Genomic DNA, 19,427 nt, shown 5'->3' with positions numbered 1-19,427 from the left:
AACGAAAAATCAAATTGATATTAACAAGCCATGTTATACAAATTCAAATTCAAATTCAAATAAAAGAGATGAGGTCAGTTTTAACTTTTTAACTCCAGAGCCTAATCACTATAATGTCGGAATAGCAGCCCCTAAAATAGCTTTAAAATAAAATTAATTTTAGTAGATTAAAAAGAGATATAAATATAATTTATGGTACAAACTACACAAAGGATGATACCTAATATGCTAAAGAGCCAATCATAAAAAATAAAATACTTTGAGAATCGGTGTGATATAAGCATGGATACAAATTCCGTTAATAAAGTGACCACTCACTTAATTAACAGAAATGGTATATTAAGATTGAGCTCAAAGCTGACTTGTAAAAATACTCACTTTAAAATAAGTTGCAAAATGAGCCATTAAACTAACTTTCTTTGTTGGCGACTGCTAAACCAAAATGTAAATATGCACGATCACTCACAATACGACCTCTTGGCGTACGCTGAATAAAACCTTGTTGAATTAAATACGGCTCTATTACATCTTCAATGGTTTCTTTTTCTTCGCTTATTGCTGCTGCTAAATTATCTAAACCTACTGGGCCGCCCATAAACTTTTCGATAATAGCTAATAAATATTTTCGATCCATAAAGTCAAACCCTGACTTATCAACATCTATCATATCTAAGGCTTGTTGTGCAATTTCTAGAGTAACTTCACCATCACCTTTAACTTGCGCGAAATCTCGCACTCTTCGTAAAAGACGGTTCGCAATACGCGGTGTACCTCTAGACCTTTGCGCAATTTCAATCGCACCTTGTTCGTTCATGGGTAAATCTAAGAAATAAGCTGAACGATTAACTATTTTAGATAAATCTTCTATTGAATAAAATTCAAGTCTTTGAACTATGCCAAATCTATCTCGCAAAGGCGAAGTCAGTGAACCTGCACGCGTTGTGGCACCAACTAACGTGAAAGGCGGTAAATCTAGTTTAATAGAGCGTGCTGCGGGTCCCTCACCTATCATAATATCGAGTTGGTAATCTTCCATTGCTGGGTAAAGTATTTCTTCTACTTGAGGGCTTAACCTATGTATTTCATCAATAAATAAAACATCATCTTGTTCTAAATTTGTTAGAAGCGCAGCTAAATCTCCTGCTTTTTCAAGTACAGGACCAGATGTTGTTTTTATATTTACGTTTAACTCATTGGCAACAATATTTGCTAAAGTTGTTTTACCTAAACCTGGAGGTCCAAATATTAATAAGTGATCTAGTGGTTCTGATCTGGCTTTTGCTGCAGCAATAAATATTTCCATCTGCTTTTTGACATGAGGCTGACCTGTGTAATCTGCTAATAGTTTTGGCCTTATCGCCCTATCAACAATTTCTTCATTGCCCTGAATTTCCGGTTCTATCAGCCTATCTGCTTCTATCATTTTTTCTGCTTCTACTGTTAACTATTTACTAAATTAAAAACCTAGATCATTGACTTTAAAGCTGCTTTTATAAGTTCTTCAGAGCTTAGCCCTTTTCCATTAGTGCCTTTGGCTGCTTTTACTGATTTTTCTGCTTGAGCTTGTTTATACCCTAAAGTCATTAATGCTGCGATTGCATCATCTTCTGAAGTATCAGTTACTGTAGCACCTTGCATCTCAAGTACCAATCCATCTTCGCCTACTGAATCAGTAAATGGTGTAAATAAATCCATGCCCCAATCTTTAAGTCTATCTTTCATTTCAAGCACTAAACGTTCTGCCGTTTTTTTACCTACTCCAGGAATTTTAACTAAAGTAGAGGCATCTTCACTCTGGACACATCTTACAAATTGCTCGGCTGACATACCAGATAAAATAGCCAATCCTAACTTAGGGCCTACACCATTTGCTTTTAATAGCTCTCGAAATAACGCACGTTCCGTTTTATTATTAAAGCCATACAATAATTGTGCATCTTCACGCACAACAAAATGCGTATAAACTGTCGCCGTTTGACCTTCTGCGGGTAAATTATAAAAGCTAGTCATAGGTAGCTGTACTTCATAACCAACACCATTTACATCTAACAAAATTTCCGGAGGCTGTTTTTCTAATAAAATTCCGCTCAATCGTCCTATCATTGTCTTACCTTTTTAAATATTTCTATCTTAAACGCCCACGAACAACTTTTTTGGCCTGACCTGCAAGTTTTATTAAATTTTGCTGAGAGTGACCATGACACATAGCAATGGCTAAGGCATCTGCGGCATCCGCCTGTGGTATTGCTGGTAATTTTAAAATTGCTTTGACCATATGTTGTACTTGTTTTTTATCTGCAGCACCTGTACCCACTACAGCTTGTTTAATTTGCCTTGCAGAATAATCAGTCACAGGCAAATCAGCCATAGTTGCTGCAACAATAGCTGCACCTCTTGCTTGCCCTAATTTTAAGGCTGAATCAGGATTATGCGCTAAAAAAACCTGCTCTATCGCAAATGTATCCGGTTTAAATTGCTCTATCAATTGAGTAACACCCTGATAAATCATTTTAAGACGTTCAGGTATTGGCCCACCGCCTAAACGGATACAGCCGCTGCCTAAATAAGTATATTGGCTACCTTTTTGCTCAATGACACCATATCCAGTTAATCGAGAGCCAGGATCTATCGCTAAAATAACTGCCAAGTGAATCCTAAACCTTTAAAATACATAATAATGGGGATAATGGCTTATAACTGTATAAATTACCAGTGTATTAGGGTTTTAATCTTATTATCTTTATTTATTAATATAAAATTCCATTGATGGGATATTCAAATATATACCCATGCTACTTGGAAATGTAGGTTTCAGAGCTTGGGTATAGTGGTTAAGTTCGCCATAATATGCGTGATTTGAAATACAACGCAGTAAAATTCTACGATAATGAAATTGCTAATGGGAGTAATTATCGACGAGGTCGAGATGTTTCCACCTCCTTAGATATTGCCCCCACGACAACATATTAATGGTGCCAAAAATACCTTACTAGGAATAAGTAAACACGGAAATAGTTACCTCAGATGCCTTTTAATTCAAGGTGCGAAATCGGTTGTATCCAGAGCGAGCACTAAAAGTGATAAGCTGAGTCAATGGATTAATCCCATTGTTCAAACTCGTAGGCATAACCGATCATCTGTAGCTTATGCCAATAAAATGGCGAGAATGGCTTGGGCTATTACCGTCTCTGGTGAAGAATATTCACCAGTTTAAGTAAACCGCTCTTCAAAGAATTGCGTGGGTAGAAAGAAACGATGACATAACAGGTAAAACCTGCATATTGAAAACCTGATAACCAAAAAGAACTATGAATTCGACGAGCTTATGAGGACAAAATGCACGGAATACATCGAGATCATAAGCAATAAACTTCATTAAAAGTCCGTATATATGACAATAATTCTGTCCCTGTTATCGATGAGTTAAAGCCTTGCAATACGGTAGAAAACCATATCTGAGGATAGTTTGCAAATAAGAATCTTAATTGAAACGGAAAACTTAAAACCCATTGTCTGATAGGTTCATGTGTCAACTTTTTATTTACAATAAGTCATCTACCAATAATACAGCAGATTCAGCCATACGCCTAGCGCTATAACTAGGACAAAAGCCTCTACGCTTGCAACTAAAAGCAACCAGACGTTCATGCTGGCAGCTTTCAGATTTAACGCTTAGAAATCCATACTCAATGCAACCACACTTAAAATACTCCTCAAACTTAGCCTGAACATACTTGGGGTTGTGCCCAAAATCCCTACTTGGGAAAATCAGATCAGGCTAGCATTTAACTCTACATTTTTATGTCTTTAATTTTGTTGAGCGTCTATTGTGATTATTGCTTGATTATTCAAGCTATTAAAAAAAACTTTAATCGCTTCCACTTCTTGGTTGTTAAGTTTTATGCCGAGTTGATGCCAGCCAGTATCTATAATCGCTTGCTCTATTGTTACAGCAGCACCATCATGAAAATATGGAGCCGTGTTTAATATGTTGCGTAAAGACGGTACTTTAAACAAAAAGTTATCAGAAGGATTTCCCGTTACATGGGCTACGCCTCTATCAACTTTATTCGGGTAAGGGTGCACTATGCCCATTTTCATAAATAATTGGCCTCCTAGTACATTGCCATTATGACAAGCCACGCAGCCTTTTTCGATAAATACCGCTAAACCCGCCTTTTCATCTTCACTTATAGCACCTTGATCACCTGCTAAATAATCATCAAAGCGATCTTTAGTGATAAGCGTTCGTTGAAATGCAGAGAGTGCTTGTGAAATATTCACTAGATTTATTGGTAAAGCTTGTTCTGGAAAGGCTTGTTCAAAATTATCCAAATAACCTTTACCTGTAAGTCGTTTAATGACTTGATCTTCAGAAGGCATTGCCATTTCTTTAGGATCGAACAATGGGAATTTAGCTTGTTCAGTCAATGTTTTAGTTCGTCCATCCCAAAACTGAGCGACATGTAATCCTGCGTTCCAGGTGCTAGGAGAATTTCTTTTTCCTAGTATACCCAAAGCCCCTACAGATACAGTTAAATTATCAACACCGGCACCACCATTAAGAATATTATGGCAACTATTACATGATTGAGATTTGTTAATTGATAATGAAGTCTCAAAATATAATTTCTTACCTAAATTAACTTTTTTTGGTGAATCGTTTTCAGTGGTAGGCATAACACTGGGAAGTGGAGAAAAAAATGATACTGCGGCTTCGTGTATTGATGATTGAGCATAACCTTGGTTAGTATTAGCCAAAGAACAAAATAGCAAAGCTGTAAAAATAGTTAATTTAGACATAAGCTTTAATCATAAGTTAAATGTGAATATGCGTTTAAAGTGGTGGACAAAGTAACTAATACACAGAAAAAATAATTATGTGATTAGTTACTTGCTTTAACTCGTGGTTGATGATTACTACTTTAAATCAAAACGATCTAGTTGCATAACTTTAACCCATGCTTTTACAAAGTCATTAACAAACTTTTTATCAGCATCATCAGAGGCATATACTTCAGCAATGGCTCTTAATTCAGAGCTAGAGCCAAAAATAAGATCAACAGGTGTTGCTTGCCACTTCAACTTACCTGAGGCACGGTCATGACCTTGGTAGATACCCGCTTTAGATTCATCTTTCGTCCAGACCGTAGACATATCTAATAAGTTTACAAAAAAGTCATTAGATAGCACGCCAGGTTTATCGGTAAATACACCTAATGAAGAACCATCATAGTTCGCATTAAGCGTGCGCATTCCTCCGACAAGTACTGTCATCTCAGGTACATTTAAACCTAGAGAATTTGCTTTATCTACTAACATTTCTGCTGGCGACATATAACTTTCGGTTGTGTAGAAGTTTCTGAAGCCATCAGCATTCGGCTTTAAATAATTGAATGACTTAACATTAGTTTGTATTTGTGTTGCATCAGCACGACCTGGTACGAAAGGTACTTCAATTCTTTGGCCTGATTTTTTAGCTGAGTTTTCTATTGCAGCGGCACCACCTAATACAATTAAATCAGCTAAAGATATTTGTTTTCTAGATGATTTTTTGTTGAATTTAGTTTTAATAGATTCAAGTTTAATTAATACATTTTTTAACGCTTTAGGGTTATTTACCGCCCAATTTTTTTGAGGTTCAAGGTTAATACGAGCACCATTTGCACCACCACGCATATCAGTAACACGATGACTAGCAGCCGATGACCAAGCAGTTCTAACTAATTCAGCATTACTGAAACCAGCTTTAAGGATTTGCTTCTTAAGTTTACTGATATCTTTGCTAGTAATAAGTTTGTGATTTACCTCTGAAATAGGATCCTGCCAAGAAAGCACTTCACTTGGAACATCTGCACCAAGATATCTTGCTCGAGGGCCCATATCTCGATGCGTTAATTTAAACCAAGCTCTAGCAAAAGCTTTTTCATATTCAGTTGGATCCGCTCTAAATCGTTCAACAATTTTACGAAATTCAGGATCTATTTTTAATGCGACATCCGTAGTAAACATAATTGGTGCGTGACGTTTGTAAGGAATATGTGCATCAGGTACTAAATTTTCGGCGGCTTTACTATCTGGTATCCACTGTGTTACACCCGCTGGGCTTTTAGTTTTTACCCAAGTAAAGTTCATTAAATTGTCTAGATAATTGGTTGACCATTGAGTTGGAGTAACGGTCCAAGCACCTTCTAAACCACTACCTGTAGTGTCTGCACCAACACCGGTACCACATTTGTTTTTCCAGCCTAAACCTTGCTGTTCTAAAGGAGCAATGGCAGGTTCAGCACCAACACAGTTTTCTGGTTTTTTAGCGCCATGTGCTTTACCAAAGGTATGACCCCCAGCACTTAATGCAACTATTTCTTCGTCATTCATCGCCATGCGCCCAAACGATAAGCGAAGGTCAGCAGCGGCTAAAAGAGGGTCTGGTTTACCGTGTGGACCAACAGGGTTAACGTAAATTAAACCCATCTCTACAGCAGCAAGAGGGCCTTTTAAACCACCTTTTTTATCTCTTCGTTTGTCTGTAAGCATTTTTTCTTCAGGACCCCAGTAAACTAAATCTGGCTCCCAATCGTCAGTCCTACCGCCAGCGAAACCAAAGGTTTTAAAACCCATTGATTCAAGTGCGACATTACCTGAAAGTACCATTAAATCAGCCCATGATATTTGACGGCCATATTGTTGTTTAATTGGCCATAATAAGCGACGGGCTTTGTCTAAATTTACGTTGTCAGGCCAGCTATTTAGTGGCGCAAAACGTTGTTGCCCACCTGATGCACCGCCGCGTCCATCATGAACGCGATAAACACCGGCGCTATGCCAAGCCATACGTATCATCAATGGACCATAATGTCCCCAGTCGGCAGGCCACCATGCTTTTGAGTCAGTAAGTGTGGTTTGAATATCTTTTTTAAGCTGTACTAAATCAAGGCTAGCGAATTCCTTGGCATAATTAAATTGTTCACCGTAAGGGTTTGACTCTGCGCCATGTTGTCTAAGTGGACTAAGGTTTAATTGTTCAGGCCACCAAAATTGATTTGTTTTTGCTTCACCACTTGCAAGGACAGAAGCTGGCAGCGCTATAAATGAGATCGCAACTGAAATTACTGTAGCAATTGAGAGTGTTTTTTTTAACATTATATTTCCTATTATTATATGTTTTTATAGATAATTACGAATAAAGAATAGAAAAAAGAGGAGTAATTGAATAGTTGATTTAAGTGAAGATAATGTTCTGTTTTTTAGAACTGTTATTATTGTAATTTTAATTCAATAGCTTAGTTGTCTTTGGATCATGGTATTGATAATTGTAACTAATATGATGATACTTAAGTTACGTTATTTTATAAAATTAAATATACGTAAATTTACTTAAATTTATCAATGATAATTATCATTTCAATCAGCAATTGGGTATTACTATATTTGAAGGAAATAATAAAAAAGTATTGGTAACCAATAAGGGCACTGTTTGAAAGATCACGCGTTAGCTGCACGCAGCTTACAAAATAAAGAAAAATATACTGAGTTTAACTCAGTTAAGCTGAACCGCACCACCACATTGATTACATGTTTCAATCTCAATGCAAAATACCTGCTTTAATCGTTGCGCCTAGGTCATGGCTTTATGTTTTGCCGGAGCTTGCTTGTTATACCAATACGAATAAATAATTACTCAATTTAAATGAAAATACCCTATGATAAATTCATTGGGAATTAATTAAGGCAAGCCAACCTTGCCTGAAATACCAGCATTTTTTCATGACTGGTGATCGCTAATCTTTTTTCTGATACTACCGAACGTATTTATATTTTAGGGGCAGTATAACGATATAGTCTTTTAAAGTTTATCTCGCTGAGGACTTTTGGCCATAACACCAAAATACAAGCTAAATTCAGAGTAAACCCATCAGGAACTACTCAATAACTTAGAGCGATGCTTGCCTGCAGACTGCCAACCCATCATATTATCCGATAAAGTCAAATGGCAGAATTTTAAAATATAGTTTAAAAAAGCCATAAGCAGAACCAAACATTAGGCGATACTTTTTATAGTAAATCAACTAAATTCAAATGCGAGTCTGTGCTTTATCAAGGGATGAGTAAAGAACTGACAAAAAATAAGAAACGTGGGGGTAAATCGCAATGTACAACAGATAAATACCAACATCAAAAAGCGACAGAGCCTTGGTTATTTATTTTTAAATTTCCTAAACGACTAAAATCACCGTGAAAAAGGTAGTCAAAATTTATCGGCAACGTATGCAAATGGATGAATTCGTGAGGTTCCCTCAATATTAAGCCTCCGTAAACTGCGGAGTATGACGCTACTTCAATTAAAATAGAAACAAAAACGAGCGCGAATTATACGCAAGTTTAGCGCATAAAAAAAGGCTATTAAATGAACTTTAAGTTTATTTAATAGCCTTTCTTGTATTAACTAAAATTATTAATAATAAGCCTGTTTGCCTTCAGCCATATCAATAATCGGCTTACAAGGTTCAAAGTGTTGATTTAACTGAGATAAGGAAGTTAATCTAGATGCAAGTTCACTTGCACCTAATTTATCCATATAGCTAAATGGTCCGCCTAAGAATGGAGGGAAGCCGATACCAAAAATAGCACCAATATCACCATCTCTTGCGCTAGCGATAATGCCTTCATCTAAACAACGTGCAGCTTCATTAAGCATTTGGCTTACGCAACGTTGTGCTATTTCTTCTTCATTTAGCTTAGGCTCAAGTGTGATCCCTAAAAATTCATAAACGGATTCATCAACTTTTTTACCTTTAGACTTTCCTTTACCATAACTATAAAAGCCTGAGCCTGTTTTACGGCCTAGACGTTTTGAATCAATCATTTTAGAAAAAGCATCTGGCGCTTTAAAACGATCACCTAACTCTTTTTCTAAGATAGGCGCTATTTTAGAACCTATATCGATACCCACTTCATCTAATAAAGCTAATGGTCCAACAGGGAAGCCAAACTCAACTAACGCTTGATCTATTTTATCAATTGGCTCGCCCGCTAATAGCAAGTTAGCCGCTTCATTAACATAAGGTGCCAAAATACGGTTTACATAAAAACCCGCTTTGTCTTTTACAACAATTGGCGTTTTACCTTGACGACGCGAGTAATTAACGACTTTTGATATAGTGTCAACGCTCGTATTTTCATGCGGGATAATTTCAACTAATGGCATTTTCTCAACAGGAGAAAAATAATGTAGTCCAACTACATTTTCTGGCCTTGCAGCCTTTTGTGCGATTTGTGAAATAGGTAATGATGATGTATTACTTGCAAAAATTGTTTTTTCAGAACAATTTTCTTCAATGGCGGCAACCATATCTTGTTTTAATTTCAAATCTTCAAATACAGCTTCAATTACTAACTCAACATTTTTGAAACCGCTATGATCAGTTGTACCAGTAATGCGGTTCATTTGCTGTTGCAGATCAGTCTTTGATATAAAACGACGCTTTTGTTTTTTATCTAATATTTTAAAGCTGTAATTTAGCGCATTTGAAATACCTTGCTGAGCAACATCTTTAATCCGCACCTTACTACCCGCTTTACATGCACTAACATGAGCAATTCCAGCGCCCATTAATCCACCACCTAATACAGCGATATGATTAATTTTTTCGCCAGACTCATCAGCCCATTCTTTTTTCATTTCTGTAGTAGCAAAGAAAATACCGCGTAAAGATTTAGATACGTCACTCATACACAATGAAGCAAAACCCTCAGCTTCAACAACATATGCAGCCGATTTCTCCATCTCTACACTTGCACGAACTGCTTTAATAATTGCGATAGGCGCAGGGTAATGACCACCTGTTTTTTTCTCTACGTTTTCTTGTGCTTTTTTAAATATTAAATTACGCCCAAATGGATTCGATTCTAATAATTGACTTAGTTTATCTAATTTAGGCTTGCTTGATTTATTTTTACCTTTTGCAATCCATTTAGATGCAACATCAACTAACACACTTTGCGGCACACAATCATGCGCTAATCCAGCTTTAACCGCTTGCTTTGCACGTATTTGTTTACCCGTTAGCATCCATTCAAGCGCCTTTTGAATACCCACTAATTTAGGTAATCTTTGCGTACCACCACCACCAGGTAATAAACCCAATTGTACTTCAGGTAAACCTAATTTGGTTTTATCGGAGTTACTACAAATACGATAATCACAGGCCATCGCAAATTCTAATCCACCGCCTAATGCCGCACCATGAATAGCCGCTACGGTTGGGAAAGGTAGTTTTTCAAGATCATTAAAACTTGTATGACATGTTTGTGATAAATATAAAGCATCTGAATGTGATTCAGCAGCTTCTAGCATTTTAATATCAGCGCCAGCAATAAAGTTATCGGATTTACCACTAATAAATATTAACCCTTTAACCTGGGCATCAACGGCTTTATTAATAACTTCATTTAGTTCATCAACAAAACTAGCACGTAAAGTATTCATCTTTTCGCCAGGTACATCGATCGTTACCAAGGCAATTTGTTGTTCATTTACTTCAAAATTAAATACAGAGTCTGTCATTTGGTTTTCACTCTCCATAACTATGCACTCTCAACAATAAATGCCGCACCTAAACCACCTGCCGCACACGCTGTTGTTAAACCTAAACCGCCACCACGACGTTTTAATTCATTAAGTGTCTGTGTAATAAGTCTTGCACCTGTTGCTGCAAATGGGTGACCGTAAGCGAGTGAACCACCATTAACATTAAATTTATCCATGTCAATTTCACCTATTGCTTTAGGTAAACCTAATTTTTCTTGTGCAAATTTATCAGATGCAAACATTTTCATATTCGCTAATGTTTGGGCCGCAAATGCCTCATGCATTTCAATTAAATCTAAATCAGCTAGTGTTAAACCTGCTCGGCGTAATGCGATTGGCGTTGAATGCGCTGGACCCATAAGCATATCGTCATAAACATCAATGGCACTAAAAGCAAAACTACGTATATAACCTAATACTTCATAACCTAAAGCCTTAGCTTTACTTTCACTCATCATTAATACTGCAGCAGCACCATCTGTTAATGCTGTAGAGTTAGCAGCAGTAACAGAGCCATGCTTTTTATCAAAAGCAGGCTTTAATTTAGCATAACCTTCTAAAACAGAGTTATGTCTTATACAATTATCTTCACTTATAAAGCCTTTATAAGGCGCTACATGAGCAGTCATAACTTCGTCTGCAAATTTACCATCAGCCCATGCCTTACTCGCTAAAGTATGAGAACGATGTGCTAATGCATCTTGGTCTTCACGTTTAATCTCATGAGTTTTAGCCATTTGCTCAGCTGTTTGACCCATAGATAGACCAGTCGAATATTCAGCAACGGCTGGCGGTACAGGCATTAAATCTTTTAAACGTAATTTTGAGAATATTTTCAAACGCTGTGACAAAGTTCGGGCTTTATTTAAATCGACTAAACTTCCTGCTAGTTTTTTACTTACACCAATAGGTAAAACTGAAGATGAATCTGCACCACCTGCAATACCAACATTAACAGTACCAGCCATGATTGACTCTGTCACATTTGCGATAGCTTGAAAGCTTGTTGCACATGCACGAGATACAGAATAGGCATCAACGCCTACCGGCATACCAGTGCCTAAAACAATTTCACGGGCAATATTTGGTGCTTCAGGCATCTGCACTACTTGTCCAAAAACAAGTTGATCAATTTCTTTTTTATCAAAATTAAGACGCTCGAGCATCTCATTGACTACAAGTTTACCCATATCAACTGCAGGTACATGATGAAAAGCACTTGCTTGTTTTGCAAAAGGTGTTCTAAGACCGCTCACAATAGCGATACGATCTCCCTGGTGTGTTTTTAATTTTATTTGCCCAGTCATTTTTCTTCCTCGTTATACAGGTCTGACCTGTTAGTTATACCCTGATTCTAAACAAACTGCTTATTTTTGCAAACACTTGTTGTAAATTTATTAACAAAGCCCTCATTAAAGTAGTGTAAAAACATTAATTTTTCCTTATTAATTTAAAAACTGAACTTGGCCTTGATTGCATTTGATCACTTTAAAAAGTGAATACTTGATAAAATAAGCTATTTGTCATTTTTTTTAGTCAAAAAGCTTGTTTTTAATCAAAATGAACCTTATAAATATCCCATAGTCTTAAACTGACAAATATACCAATTTGGTAAGGATTTATTGTCGCTATGGCCGTTGAAAAATTTAAACAATTACAAACTTATCTCAATACCCAAATTATTGGGCAAGAGCGTCTTACTGATTCATTGTTAATTGGTATTTTAGCCGATGGGCACTTATTAGTTGAAGGCCCTCCCGGACTTGCTAAAACCCGAGCTGTAAACGCGTTATCTAAATGTGTTGAAGGCTCTTTCCAGCGCGTTCAATTTACACCTGATTTATTACCAGCAGATATTACTGGTACCGATATTTATCGTCAACAAACCAGTGAGTTTGTTTTCGAAGCGGGACCTTTATTTCATAATCTCATTTTAGCCGATGAAATAAACCGTTCTCCTGCAAAAGTACAATCAGCATTACTTGAAGCCATGGCCGAACGTCAAATAACTGTAGGTAAAACAACCTATCCGTTATCTGATTTGTTTTTAGTTATGGCAACACAAAACCCGCTAGAACAAGAAGGTACATACCCATTACCTGAAGCACAATTAGACAGGTTTTTGCTGCATTTAAATATTGACTATCCTGGTGCTGAAACTGAACTTGAAATCCTACGGTTAACTCGTGGTGAAGCCTTATCAGAAAAACAAGCTGCCGCACCTCAAATATCTCAAGACACTTTATTTGAAGCTCGAAACGACGTATTAAAACTACATTTATCAGAGCCACTTGAGAAATACTTAGTTCAATTAATCATAGCAACACGTCAACCTACTAAACTTGACGATACTTTAGCTAGTTGGCTTGAGTATGGTGCGAGTCCACGTGCGACAATTGCATTAGATAAGTGTGCCCGGTCTAATGCTTGGTTACAAGGTCGTGACTTTGTAACACCTGAAGATATTCAGAGTGTTTTCCATAACGTACTACGTCATCGCATTATTTTAAGTTACGAAGCACAAGCCGATGGAATTTCTAAAGATCAAGTACTTGATCGCATATTAGAACTTGTCGCTGTACCCTAAATAAGAGCAAGCAATGATAAATACAACTGAGCACTTACAGTGGTTAAAAAGCTGTCAGGCCAATGGTGTTTCTCTTGATTTAAAAGAGCTAATCTATTACCGCGCAAAGGCGCGGTTATTAGATTTAACACCAAAAAGTCACATCAAACATAAAATGGCCGGACAATATTTAGCGCCCCATAAAGGGCGAGGTATGGAGTTTGCTGAAGTAAGACATTATCAGCCAGGTGATGATATTCGCTCTATTGATTGGCGAGTAACTGCACGTACAGGTCAAACACATACTAAAATTTATCAAGAAGAGAAAGAACGTCCTGTTTTTATCTTTACAGATTTTAGTAATACCATGTTGTTTGGCAGTCAATTATTATTAAAGTCAGTTCAAGCAGCACATTTAAGTACTTTCGTAGCTTGGTCTGCAAGTGAGCGTGGCGACCGTGTTGGTGGTTTAGTATTTAATCAAAACCAGCATTTAGAATTAAAACCAAGCTCAGGTGGTAAAGCTGTATTAAAACTGACACATAATTTAATTATTAACCATCAACAAGCTCTCAAAATCCATGGTTCTGATTCAGAACAAAATATTAATTGTTTTAGCGAAAACCTAAAGCGACTAAACCAATTAGCTAAACCTGGTAGCTTAATTTATTTAATCTCTGATTTTTGTCATTTGGGCACAGAGCAACAAAGCAATGAAGCCCTAAAGCAATTACAGTTATTATCTCGACATTGTGAACTTGTGGCATGTCATATCTCAGATCCATTTGAAACCCATTTACCAGATCATAATGGAGTAATTAAAGTGGATACAGGTAATACGCAATCAAGCTTGCCACTGATGAATAATTCATTTAGAAAGCAATTTAATAATCAAGCTCAACAAGCATTAAATAACCGTATTCAAATGTTGAAAAAATCAGGATTACATATTTTTTCATTTTCAAGTGCTAGCCCCATTGAGCAACAAATATTAGGAAAAGCTTGATCATGTCAGATGCAACAACACCTAGCTCACCATTAGAAAAATTACATGATATTATTGTTGTAGATCAAGTATCCGCTTGGCCACCAGCACCTATTTGGTATATTGTTTTACTGATAACTTTAGCTTTTTTAACCACTTTATATATATATTTAAAAAAACAAAAACACTATAAAAAAGCAAAAAAAGAAGCTGTTAACTTATCTAGCAATATTATTTCCGGTGCAAGTACAATTGAATTATCTCACTTAAATGAATTACAGCATATTTTAAAACGCTTAACGAAACACTATTATGGTACAAAAACAGCTGCATTAACTGGTAAAAAGTGGGCACGGTTTGTTAGTAGTAACTGTAATACACTGTGTGAAGATCAAGCATTTAACTTACTTTATCAAGCAAAACTCTCTGATGAACAAGTTGCTAATTTAAAATCGATACTTATTAACTCAATAAAAAAAATGAATATCAACAAAAATCATATAAACAGCAATAAAGGAAGCTTATAATGTTTGAAATAAGCTGGCCATGGGTATTTTTAGCATTGCCCCTCCCTTATTTATTAAAAAGGTTTAATAAGCGAACAGCTAATATTCCAACGCTTAGAATACCTAGTTTTGAGCATAATCCATTATTAACCGGTCATAATGAGCAAAAAGCACAAACAGTGTCAATGTTATATTGGTTATTTTGGATCTGTTTATGCTGTGCTTTTTCCAATCCTAAGTGGTTAGGAGAGCCAATTAGCCTACCAAATGAAGGTCGAGATATCATGTTAGCTGTAGATTTATCTGGTTCAATGAAAGAACAAGATATGGAATATCAAGGACAATATGTTGATAGATTAACTATGGTAAAAGCTGTACTTAAGAACTTTATAGAGCAACGTCAAGGCGATAGATTAGGTTTGATTTTATTTGCCGATACAGCATTTTTACAAACTCCCCTTACAAGAGATTTAAACACCGTAAGCCAAATGCTTGCAGAATCTCAAATAGGACTGGTAGGTCGCGCAACAGCGATAGGTGATGCCCTAGGTTTATCTGTAAAACGTTTTTCGCAGAAAAAAGATAGTAACCGAATTTTAGTGCTACTTACCGATGGCCAAAATACCGCAGGTAATTTAACCCCTGAAGAAGCATTATTACTAGCTCGAGAAGAAGGCATAAAAGTTTATACCATAGGTGTTGCTGGAGATGGTAGCAATAATCGCTTTGGCTTATTTGGTATGAACGCCCTGTCGTCAAGTTCTAGCTTAGATGAAAAACTACTGACTGATATTGCAGAGCAAACTGGCGGACTTTATTTTAGAGCTAAAAATGTTGCTGGATTACAACGTATTTACCAAGAATTAGATACTTTAGAACCAATAGCCAGCGACGTGCAAACCTTTAGACCTCAAAATGCATTATTTTATTACCCACTGTTAGTTGCGTTATTTTTATTATTGGTAGCGGCAATTAAACCTTGGTTTTATTATAAAAAATCAAGCTTAAATGGAGAATACCCATAATGGACTTCAATTTAATGGAATTTGAATTTTTAAGACCTGAACTTTTATGGCTTTACATACCTGCATGTCTTTTAGTTGCTTTAATTTTATTTCAAAAACAAAAGCAAAAAGGCTCACAAACAGTAATTGCCTCGCACTTAGCGCAATTCATTATGTCAGATGCTAAAAAACAATCTAAACCGAATTCTATATGGTTAATGTTATTTTTATTAATTGGTATTTTAGCAATTGCAGGACCCAGCTGGCAAAAACACAGTGTGCCGGTATATCAAGCCAAGCATGCCCGAGTATTAGTAATGGATATGTCGTCTTCGATGTATAGTACAGATATTAAACCAAACAGACTTAGCCAAGCACGTTTTAAAAGCTTAGATATGGTTGAGCTATTTAAAGAAGGTGAAACAGCTTTAATTGCTTATGCAGGTAGTGCTTTTACTATTTCTCCACTAACCAGCGATGCACAAACACTGACTAACTTAATTCCAAGTTTAAGTCCTAATATCATGCCTGAAAAAGGATCAAATGTACTTGCTGCACTAGTACTTGCAAAAGAGCTGTTACAACAGGCTGGTTACTTAAACGGCGATATTATTTTAGTAACAGATGGTATTGATAATGAAGATACTAATGATGTATTTGACTATATTGCTGATATGAATTACAAACTCAATATTTATGTTGTTGCAACCGAGCAAGGTGCGCCTATAAAATTACCACAAGCTGGTTTTTTGAAAGACCAATATGGTCAGATTGTTATACCAAAAGCTAACTTCTCATCTTTAAATAATATAGCTAAAAAGGGCTCAGGTTTATTTTCAAGCTATCACGCAGATAACTCAGATATCGCTATTTTTAATAGCACACTTTCTGCTGATGACTTACAACAACAACTCGTTGAACAAAAAGAGCAAACGTTATGGCGAATAGATGGTGGCATTTATTTAACACTACTGCTTTTACCTATCGCTTTATTAATGTTACGCCAAAACAGAGCTTTATTTATCATCCCATTAATGCTTATAAGTATACCCTCTAAAAATGTGTACGCTTTAAGTTTGGATGATGTATGGCAGACCTTATCAAAAAACCAAGACCAAAAAGCATTAAATGCTTATAAAAATCAAGATTATAAAAAAGCTGCTGATACCGAACTAAAAGATATTAAAGGTGCAGCCCATTATAAAGAAAACAATTTTGAAGCGGCATTATCTGAATTTGAACAAGATAGCAGCGACAAAGGCCTTTATAACCAAGGTAATACCTTGGCATATTTAGGTAAATATAAAGAAGCTATTGATAAGTATGAACAAGCTTTATTCCTTAACCCTGAATTTTCAGAAGCGAAAGATAACTTACAAATAGTTAAACAACTTGAGCAACAAGAAAAGCAACAACAAGGTGATAATAAAAACCAAGACAACGAACAACAGAAAAAAGATGATCAACAAGGTGAAGGTGATAAATCAAAGCAAAATAAAGATCAAAAAGGCGATAAACAAAAAGATCAACAAAACAGTGAAAGCCAAGATCAAAAAAGTTCTGATGAACAAGACTCTGACAAAAAACCTGAAGACTCTCAAGAAAGTAGCGCTGATGAAAAAGGGTCTGAACAAGAAAATAAACCGGAACTAGATCCTGAAACTCAAGAAGCTAACGAGCAAGAAGCTCAAAAATCTGAAGCAGAACAACAGGTTGAGAAACAAAAGAAAAAAAATGCACAACAAGCCGAACAAGAGCAATCCGAACAAACACAGGAAGAAATGGCAATGCGAGAAGTTGCAGAACTTAGCAACGAAGAAAAAGAAAAAGCGCAGCAGTTAAATCAAATTCTTAGAAAAGTGCCAGATGATCCGGCCACTTTATTACGTAATAAAATGAAACTTGAGTATCAAAATAGACTCAGACAAAGAACACCTCAAGGAGTACAAAAATCATGGTAAGAAGTATTACTTTACTGTGCCTTTTAATTTTAGCATTACCTAGCTCAGCATTAACACGACTAACAGCAAGCGTAGATAAAAATCCCGTACTGCAAGGTGAGTACTTTGTATTATCTATCAGTGCAGATGATACTGTTCAAGGCTCTCAACCTGATACAGCCGCTTTACTTAAAGATTTTATAGTTGGTCCAACAAGTATGAGTAGCCAAACCAGTATTATAAACGGTGCAGTTACTAAAAAAACGGTTTGGAAAACAGAATTAATGTCTCGAAAATCAGGAGTATTTCAAGTACCTGCTTTTGAACTTAATGGTGTAAAAACGCAACCTTTTAGTTTAGAAGTTAAATCGCATGAAGCACAAAACATTAATAATAATGATGTTTTTATTAAAACCAGTCTGGCGCCAAGCACTTTATATGTACAACAAGCGGGTGTTTATAACGTTAAACTTTATTTAGCAAAAGATTTAAGTGAAGGTAGCCTGACAGCTCCTGAACTTGAAAATGCACAAATTTCTCAACTAGGCAAGCAAGTTGAATCAAATGAGATCATTGAAGGAAAACGCTATTTAGTTGTGAGCCGAGATTACCTTGTACAACCTCAGCAAAGCGGTGAATTCACGATCGAGGCACCTGCTTTTAATGGCAGAGTCAGACAGAATTACCGCTCTATCGCAGTATCAGCTATAGGTGAAGATACGCAATTAACCGTCAAACCTATCATAGATAACTACCAAGGTAACTGGCTGCCAAGTGAAATGGTTAGTTTGCATGAAGAGTTTCAACCAGATAATGTTAGTGTAGAAGTAGGTACGCCTATTACCCGCACTATTACACTTACTGCTATAGGTATAACCAAAGAACAGCTACCAGAAATAAAACTCACTAATATTGATGGAATAAAAAGCTATCCAGACCAAGCAGAAAATAAAAATGCTGTTAGAGATGGTAGAATCGTATCTCAACGTGTTGAGTCTTTTGCATTATTACCGCAAAAACCTGGTAACTACACTTTACCGGAAGTAACAATCCCTTGGTTTAATACGGTCATTAATAAAGTAGAATATGCCGTACTACCAGCTAAAAAAATTACGGTAACAGGCTCTGTTCTTGCACCTCAAGCACCTAAAAATATAACTACTACCAGCGATAATGTAGCTCATGTACCTTCAAAATCAGCTATGCCAACAATAATCACTCAAGTTGAACCTATATCTTTATGGATCACAGTTTTAGGATATTTCCTATGGGCTATTACACTTATCACTTTTATTATTTTTGTTTTGAAAAATAAAAACAAAGTAGTTAGTCAAATAGAGGAAACACCGCAGGAAAAAGTAAAACTGAATATTAAAGATGCTTTATCAAACCTTAAAATAGCGGCTAAGCAAAAAGATGTAAGAAGCTTTAATCAAGCTTTAAACATTTTTAGTAAAATAAAATGCAATAGTGAGCAAGCGACCAGTTCACATTTGATCGATTTATATCAAAGCGATGAACTCACTGCATTAATCCATAACCTGCAAAAAAGATTATATTCACAAGGTGCTGTAAATGTTGATTTAAATGAACTTATTGTACTTTTACAACAACCGATAAAGACAAAGCAGGGTACCGAGCAATCTTTGGAAACGCTTTATTAATAACTTAGATACCTAACACCTATTCTTAGGTGTTAGGTATCTAAACCGACTATTGTAAATACATTAACTTGCCAATCAAGATTTAATAATGACTGAGCATCTATGGTCGCCCCTTTAAATTCTTTCCAATTTGAAACACCCGCTTCAACTTATACCAATCAGATTATTTAA

Annotated in this window: 13 protein-coding genes and 2 pseudogenes; 7 read left to right on the top strand and 8 right to left on the bottom strand. The window is 36.1% G+C overall.

Features of this window, described 5'->3' with window-relative positions; all coding sequences use genetic code 11:
- Positions 1 to 409: 409 nt before the first annotated feature.
- The 3 genes from ruvB to ruvC are packed head-to-tail and all read right to left on the bottom strand — an operon-like array spanning position 410 to position 2,647.
- Complete coding sequence (ruvB, locus tag CJF42_RS19315) at positions 410 to 1,423, bottom strand: Holliday junction branch migration DNA helicase RuvB (protein ID WP_095368248.1); 1,014 nt, start codon at positions 1,421 to 1,423, stop codon at positions 410 to 412.
- A 41-nt stretch (positions 1,424 to 1,464) separates the two neighbouring features.
- Positions 1,465 to 2,103, bottom strand: a complete 639-nt coding sequence (gene ruvA / locus CJF42_RS19310) for a Holliday junction branch migration protein RuvA (RefSeq protein WP_095368247.1) — start codon at positions 2,101 to 2,103, stop codon at positions 1,465 to 1,467.
- Positions 2,104 to 2,125: 22 nt separating this feature from the next.
- Positions 2,126 to 2,647, bottom strand: a complete 522-nt coding sequence (gene ruvC / locus CJF42_RS19305; protein WP_095368246.1) for a crossover junction endodeoxyribonuclease RuvC — start codon at positions 2,645 to 2,647, stop codon at positions 2,126 to 2,128.
- A 300-nt stretch (positions 2,648 to 2,947) separates the two neighbouring features.
- Here ruvC and CJF42_RS29560 point away from each other — a divergent pair.
- Positions 2,948 to 3,056, top strand: a pseudogene (locus CJF42_RS29560) (transposase); the annotation flags it as partial.
- Between the two features lie 399 nt (positions 3,057 to 3,455).
- Here the strand turns inward: CJF42_RS29560 and CJF42_RS19295 are convergent.
- From CJF42_RS19295 to fadI, 5 genes and pseudogenes are all read right to left on the bottom strand, one after another.
- A pseudogene (locus CJF42_RS19295) lies at positions 3,456 to 3,739 on the bottom strand (transposase zinc-binding domain-containing protein); the annotation flags it as partial.
- A gap of 68 nt (positions 3,740 to 3,807) precedes the next feature.
- Positions 3,808 to 4,803 (bottom strand): cytochrome-c peroxidase, encoded by a 996-nt coding sequence (locus CJF42_RS19290; protein ID WP_095368245.1) that lies wholly within the window; start codon positions 4,801 to 4,803, stop codon positions 3,808 to 3,810.
- Positions 4,804 to 4,920: 117 nt separating this feature from the next.
- Complete coding sequence (gene katG / locus CJF42_RS19285; RefSeq protein ID WP_095368244.1) at positions 4,921 to 7,143, bottom strand: catalase/peroxidase HPI; 2,223 nt, start codon at positions 7,141 to 7,143, stop codon at positions 4,921 to 4,923.
- 1,312 nt (positions 7,144 to 8,455) lie between these two features.
- Positions 8,456 to 10,567 (bottom strand): fatty acid oxidation complex subunit alpha FadJ, encoded by a 2,112-nt coding sequence (gene fadJ / locus CJF42_RS19280; protein ID WP_095368257.1) that lies wholly within the window; start codon positions 10,565 to 10,567, stop codon positions 8,456 to 8,458.
- A gap of 20 nt (positions 10,568 to 10,587) precedes the next feature.
- Positions 10,588 to 11,898 (bottom strand): acetyl-CoA C-acyltransferase FadI, encoded by a 1,311-nt coding sequence (fadI, locus tag CJF42_RS19275; RefSeq protein ID WP_095368243.1) that lies wholly within the window; start codon positions 11,896 to 11,898, stop codon positions 10,588 to 10,590.
- Positions 11,899 to 12,221: 323 nt separating this feature from the next.
- Between fadI and CJF42_RS19270 the strand changes: the two genes are divergently transcribed.
- The 6 genes from CJF42_RS19270 to CJF42_RS19245 are packed head-to-tail and all read left to right on the top strand — an operon-like array spanning position 12,222 to position 19,256.
- On the top strand, positions 12,222 to 13,178 hold the full coding sequence (locus CJF42_RS19270; protein ID WP_095368242.1) for an AAA family ATPase: 957 nt from the start codon (positions 12,222 to 12,224) through the stop codon (positions 13,176 to 13,178).
- A 13-nt stretch (positions 13,179 to 13,191) separates the two neighbouring features.
- Positions 13,192 to 14,163, top strand: a complete 972-nt coding sequence (locus CJF42_RS19265; protein WP_095368241.1) for a DUF58 domain-containing protein — start codon at positions 13,192 to 13,194, stop codon at positions 14,161 to 14,163.
- Between the two features lie 2 nt (positions 14,164 to 14,165).
- Positions 14,166 to 14,669, top strand: a complete 504-nt coding sequence (locus tag CJF42_RS19260; RefSeq protein WP_095368240.1) for a DUF4381 domain-containing protein — start codon at positions 14,166 to 14,168, stop codon at positions 14,667 to 14,669.
- Entirely contained in the window at positions 14,669 to 15,673 is a 1,005-nt protein-coding gene (locus CJF42_RS19255) for a vWA domain-containing protein (RefSeq protein ID WP_095368239.1), read from the top strand. Before CJF42_RS19260 ends, CJF42_RS19255 begins: the two co-directional genes overlap by 1 nt.
- A 14-nt stretch (positions 15,674 to 15,687) precedes the next feature.
- Positions 15,688 to 17,613, top strand: coding sequence for a vWA domain-containing protein (locus CJF42_RS19250; RefSeq protein WP_095368256.1), 1,926 nt, complete (start codon positions 15,688 to 15,690; stop codon positions 17,611 to 17,613).
- A complete protein-coding gene (locus CJF42_RS19245; protein WP_095368238.1) occupies positions 17,607 to 19,256 on the top strand; it encodes a BatD family protein in 1,650 nt (549 codons plus the stop codon). The genes CJF42_RS19250 and CJF42_RS19245 overlap by 7 nt, the downstream gene beginning before the upstream one ends.
- Positions 19,257 to 19,427 lie beyond the last annotated feature (171 nt).

Source organism: Pseudoalteromonas sp. NBT06-2 (genome assembly GCF_002276045.1).
Taxonomy (GTDB): Bacteria; Pseudomonadota; Gammaproteobacteria; order Enterobacterales; family Alteromonadaceae; genus Pseudoalteromonas.
Note: the sequence above shows the minus strand (reverse complement) of the source record. Positions and strands in the feature narration are given on the sequence as shown.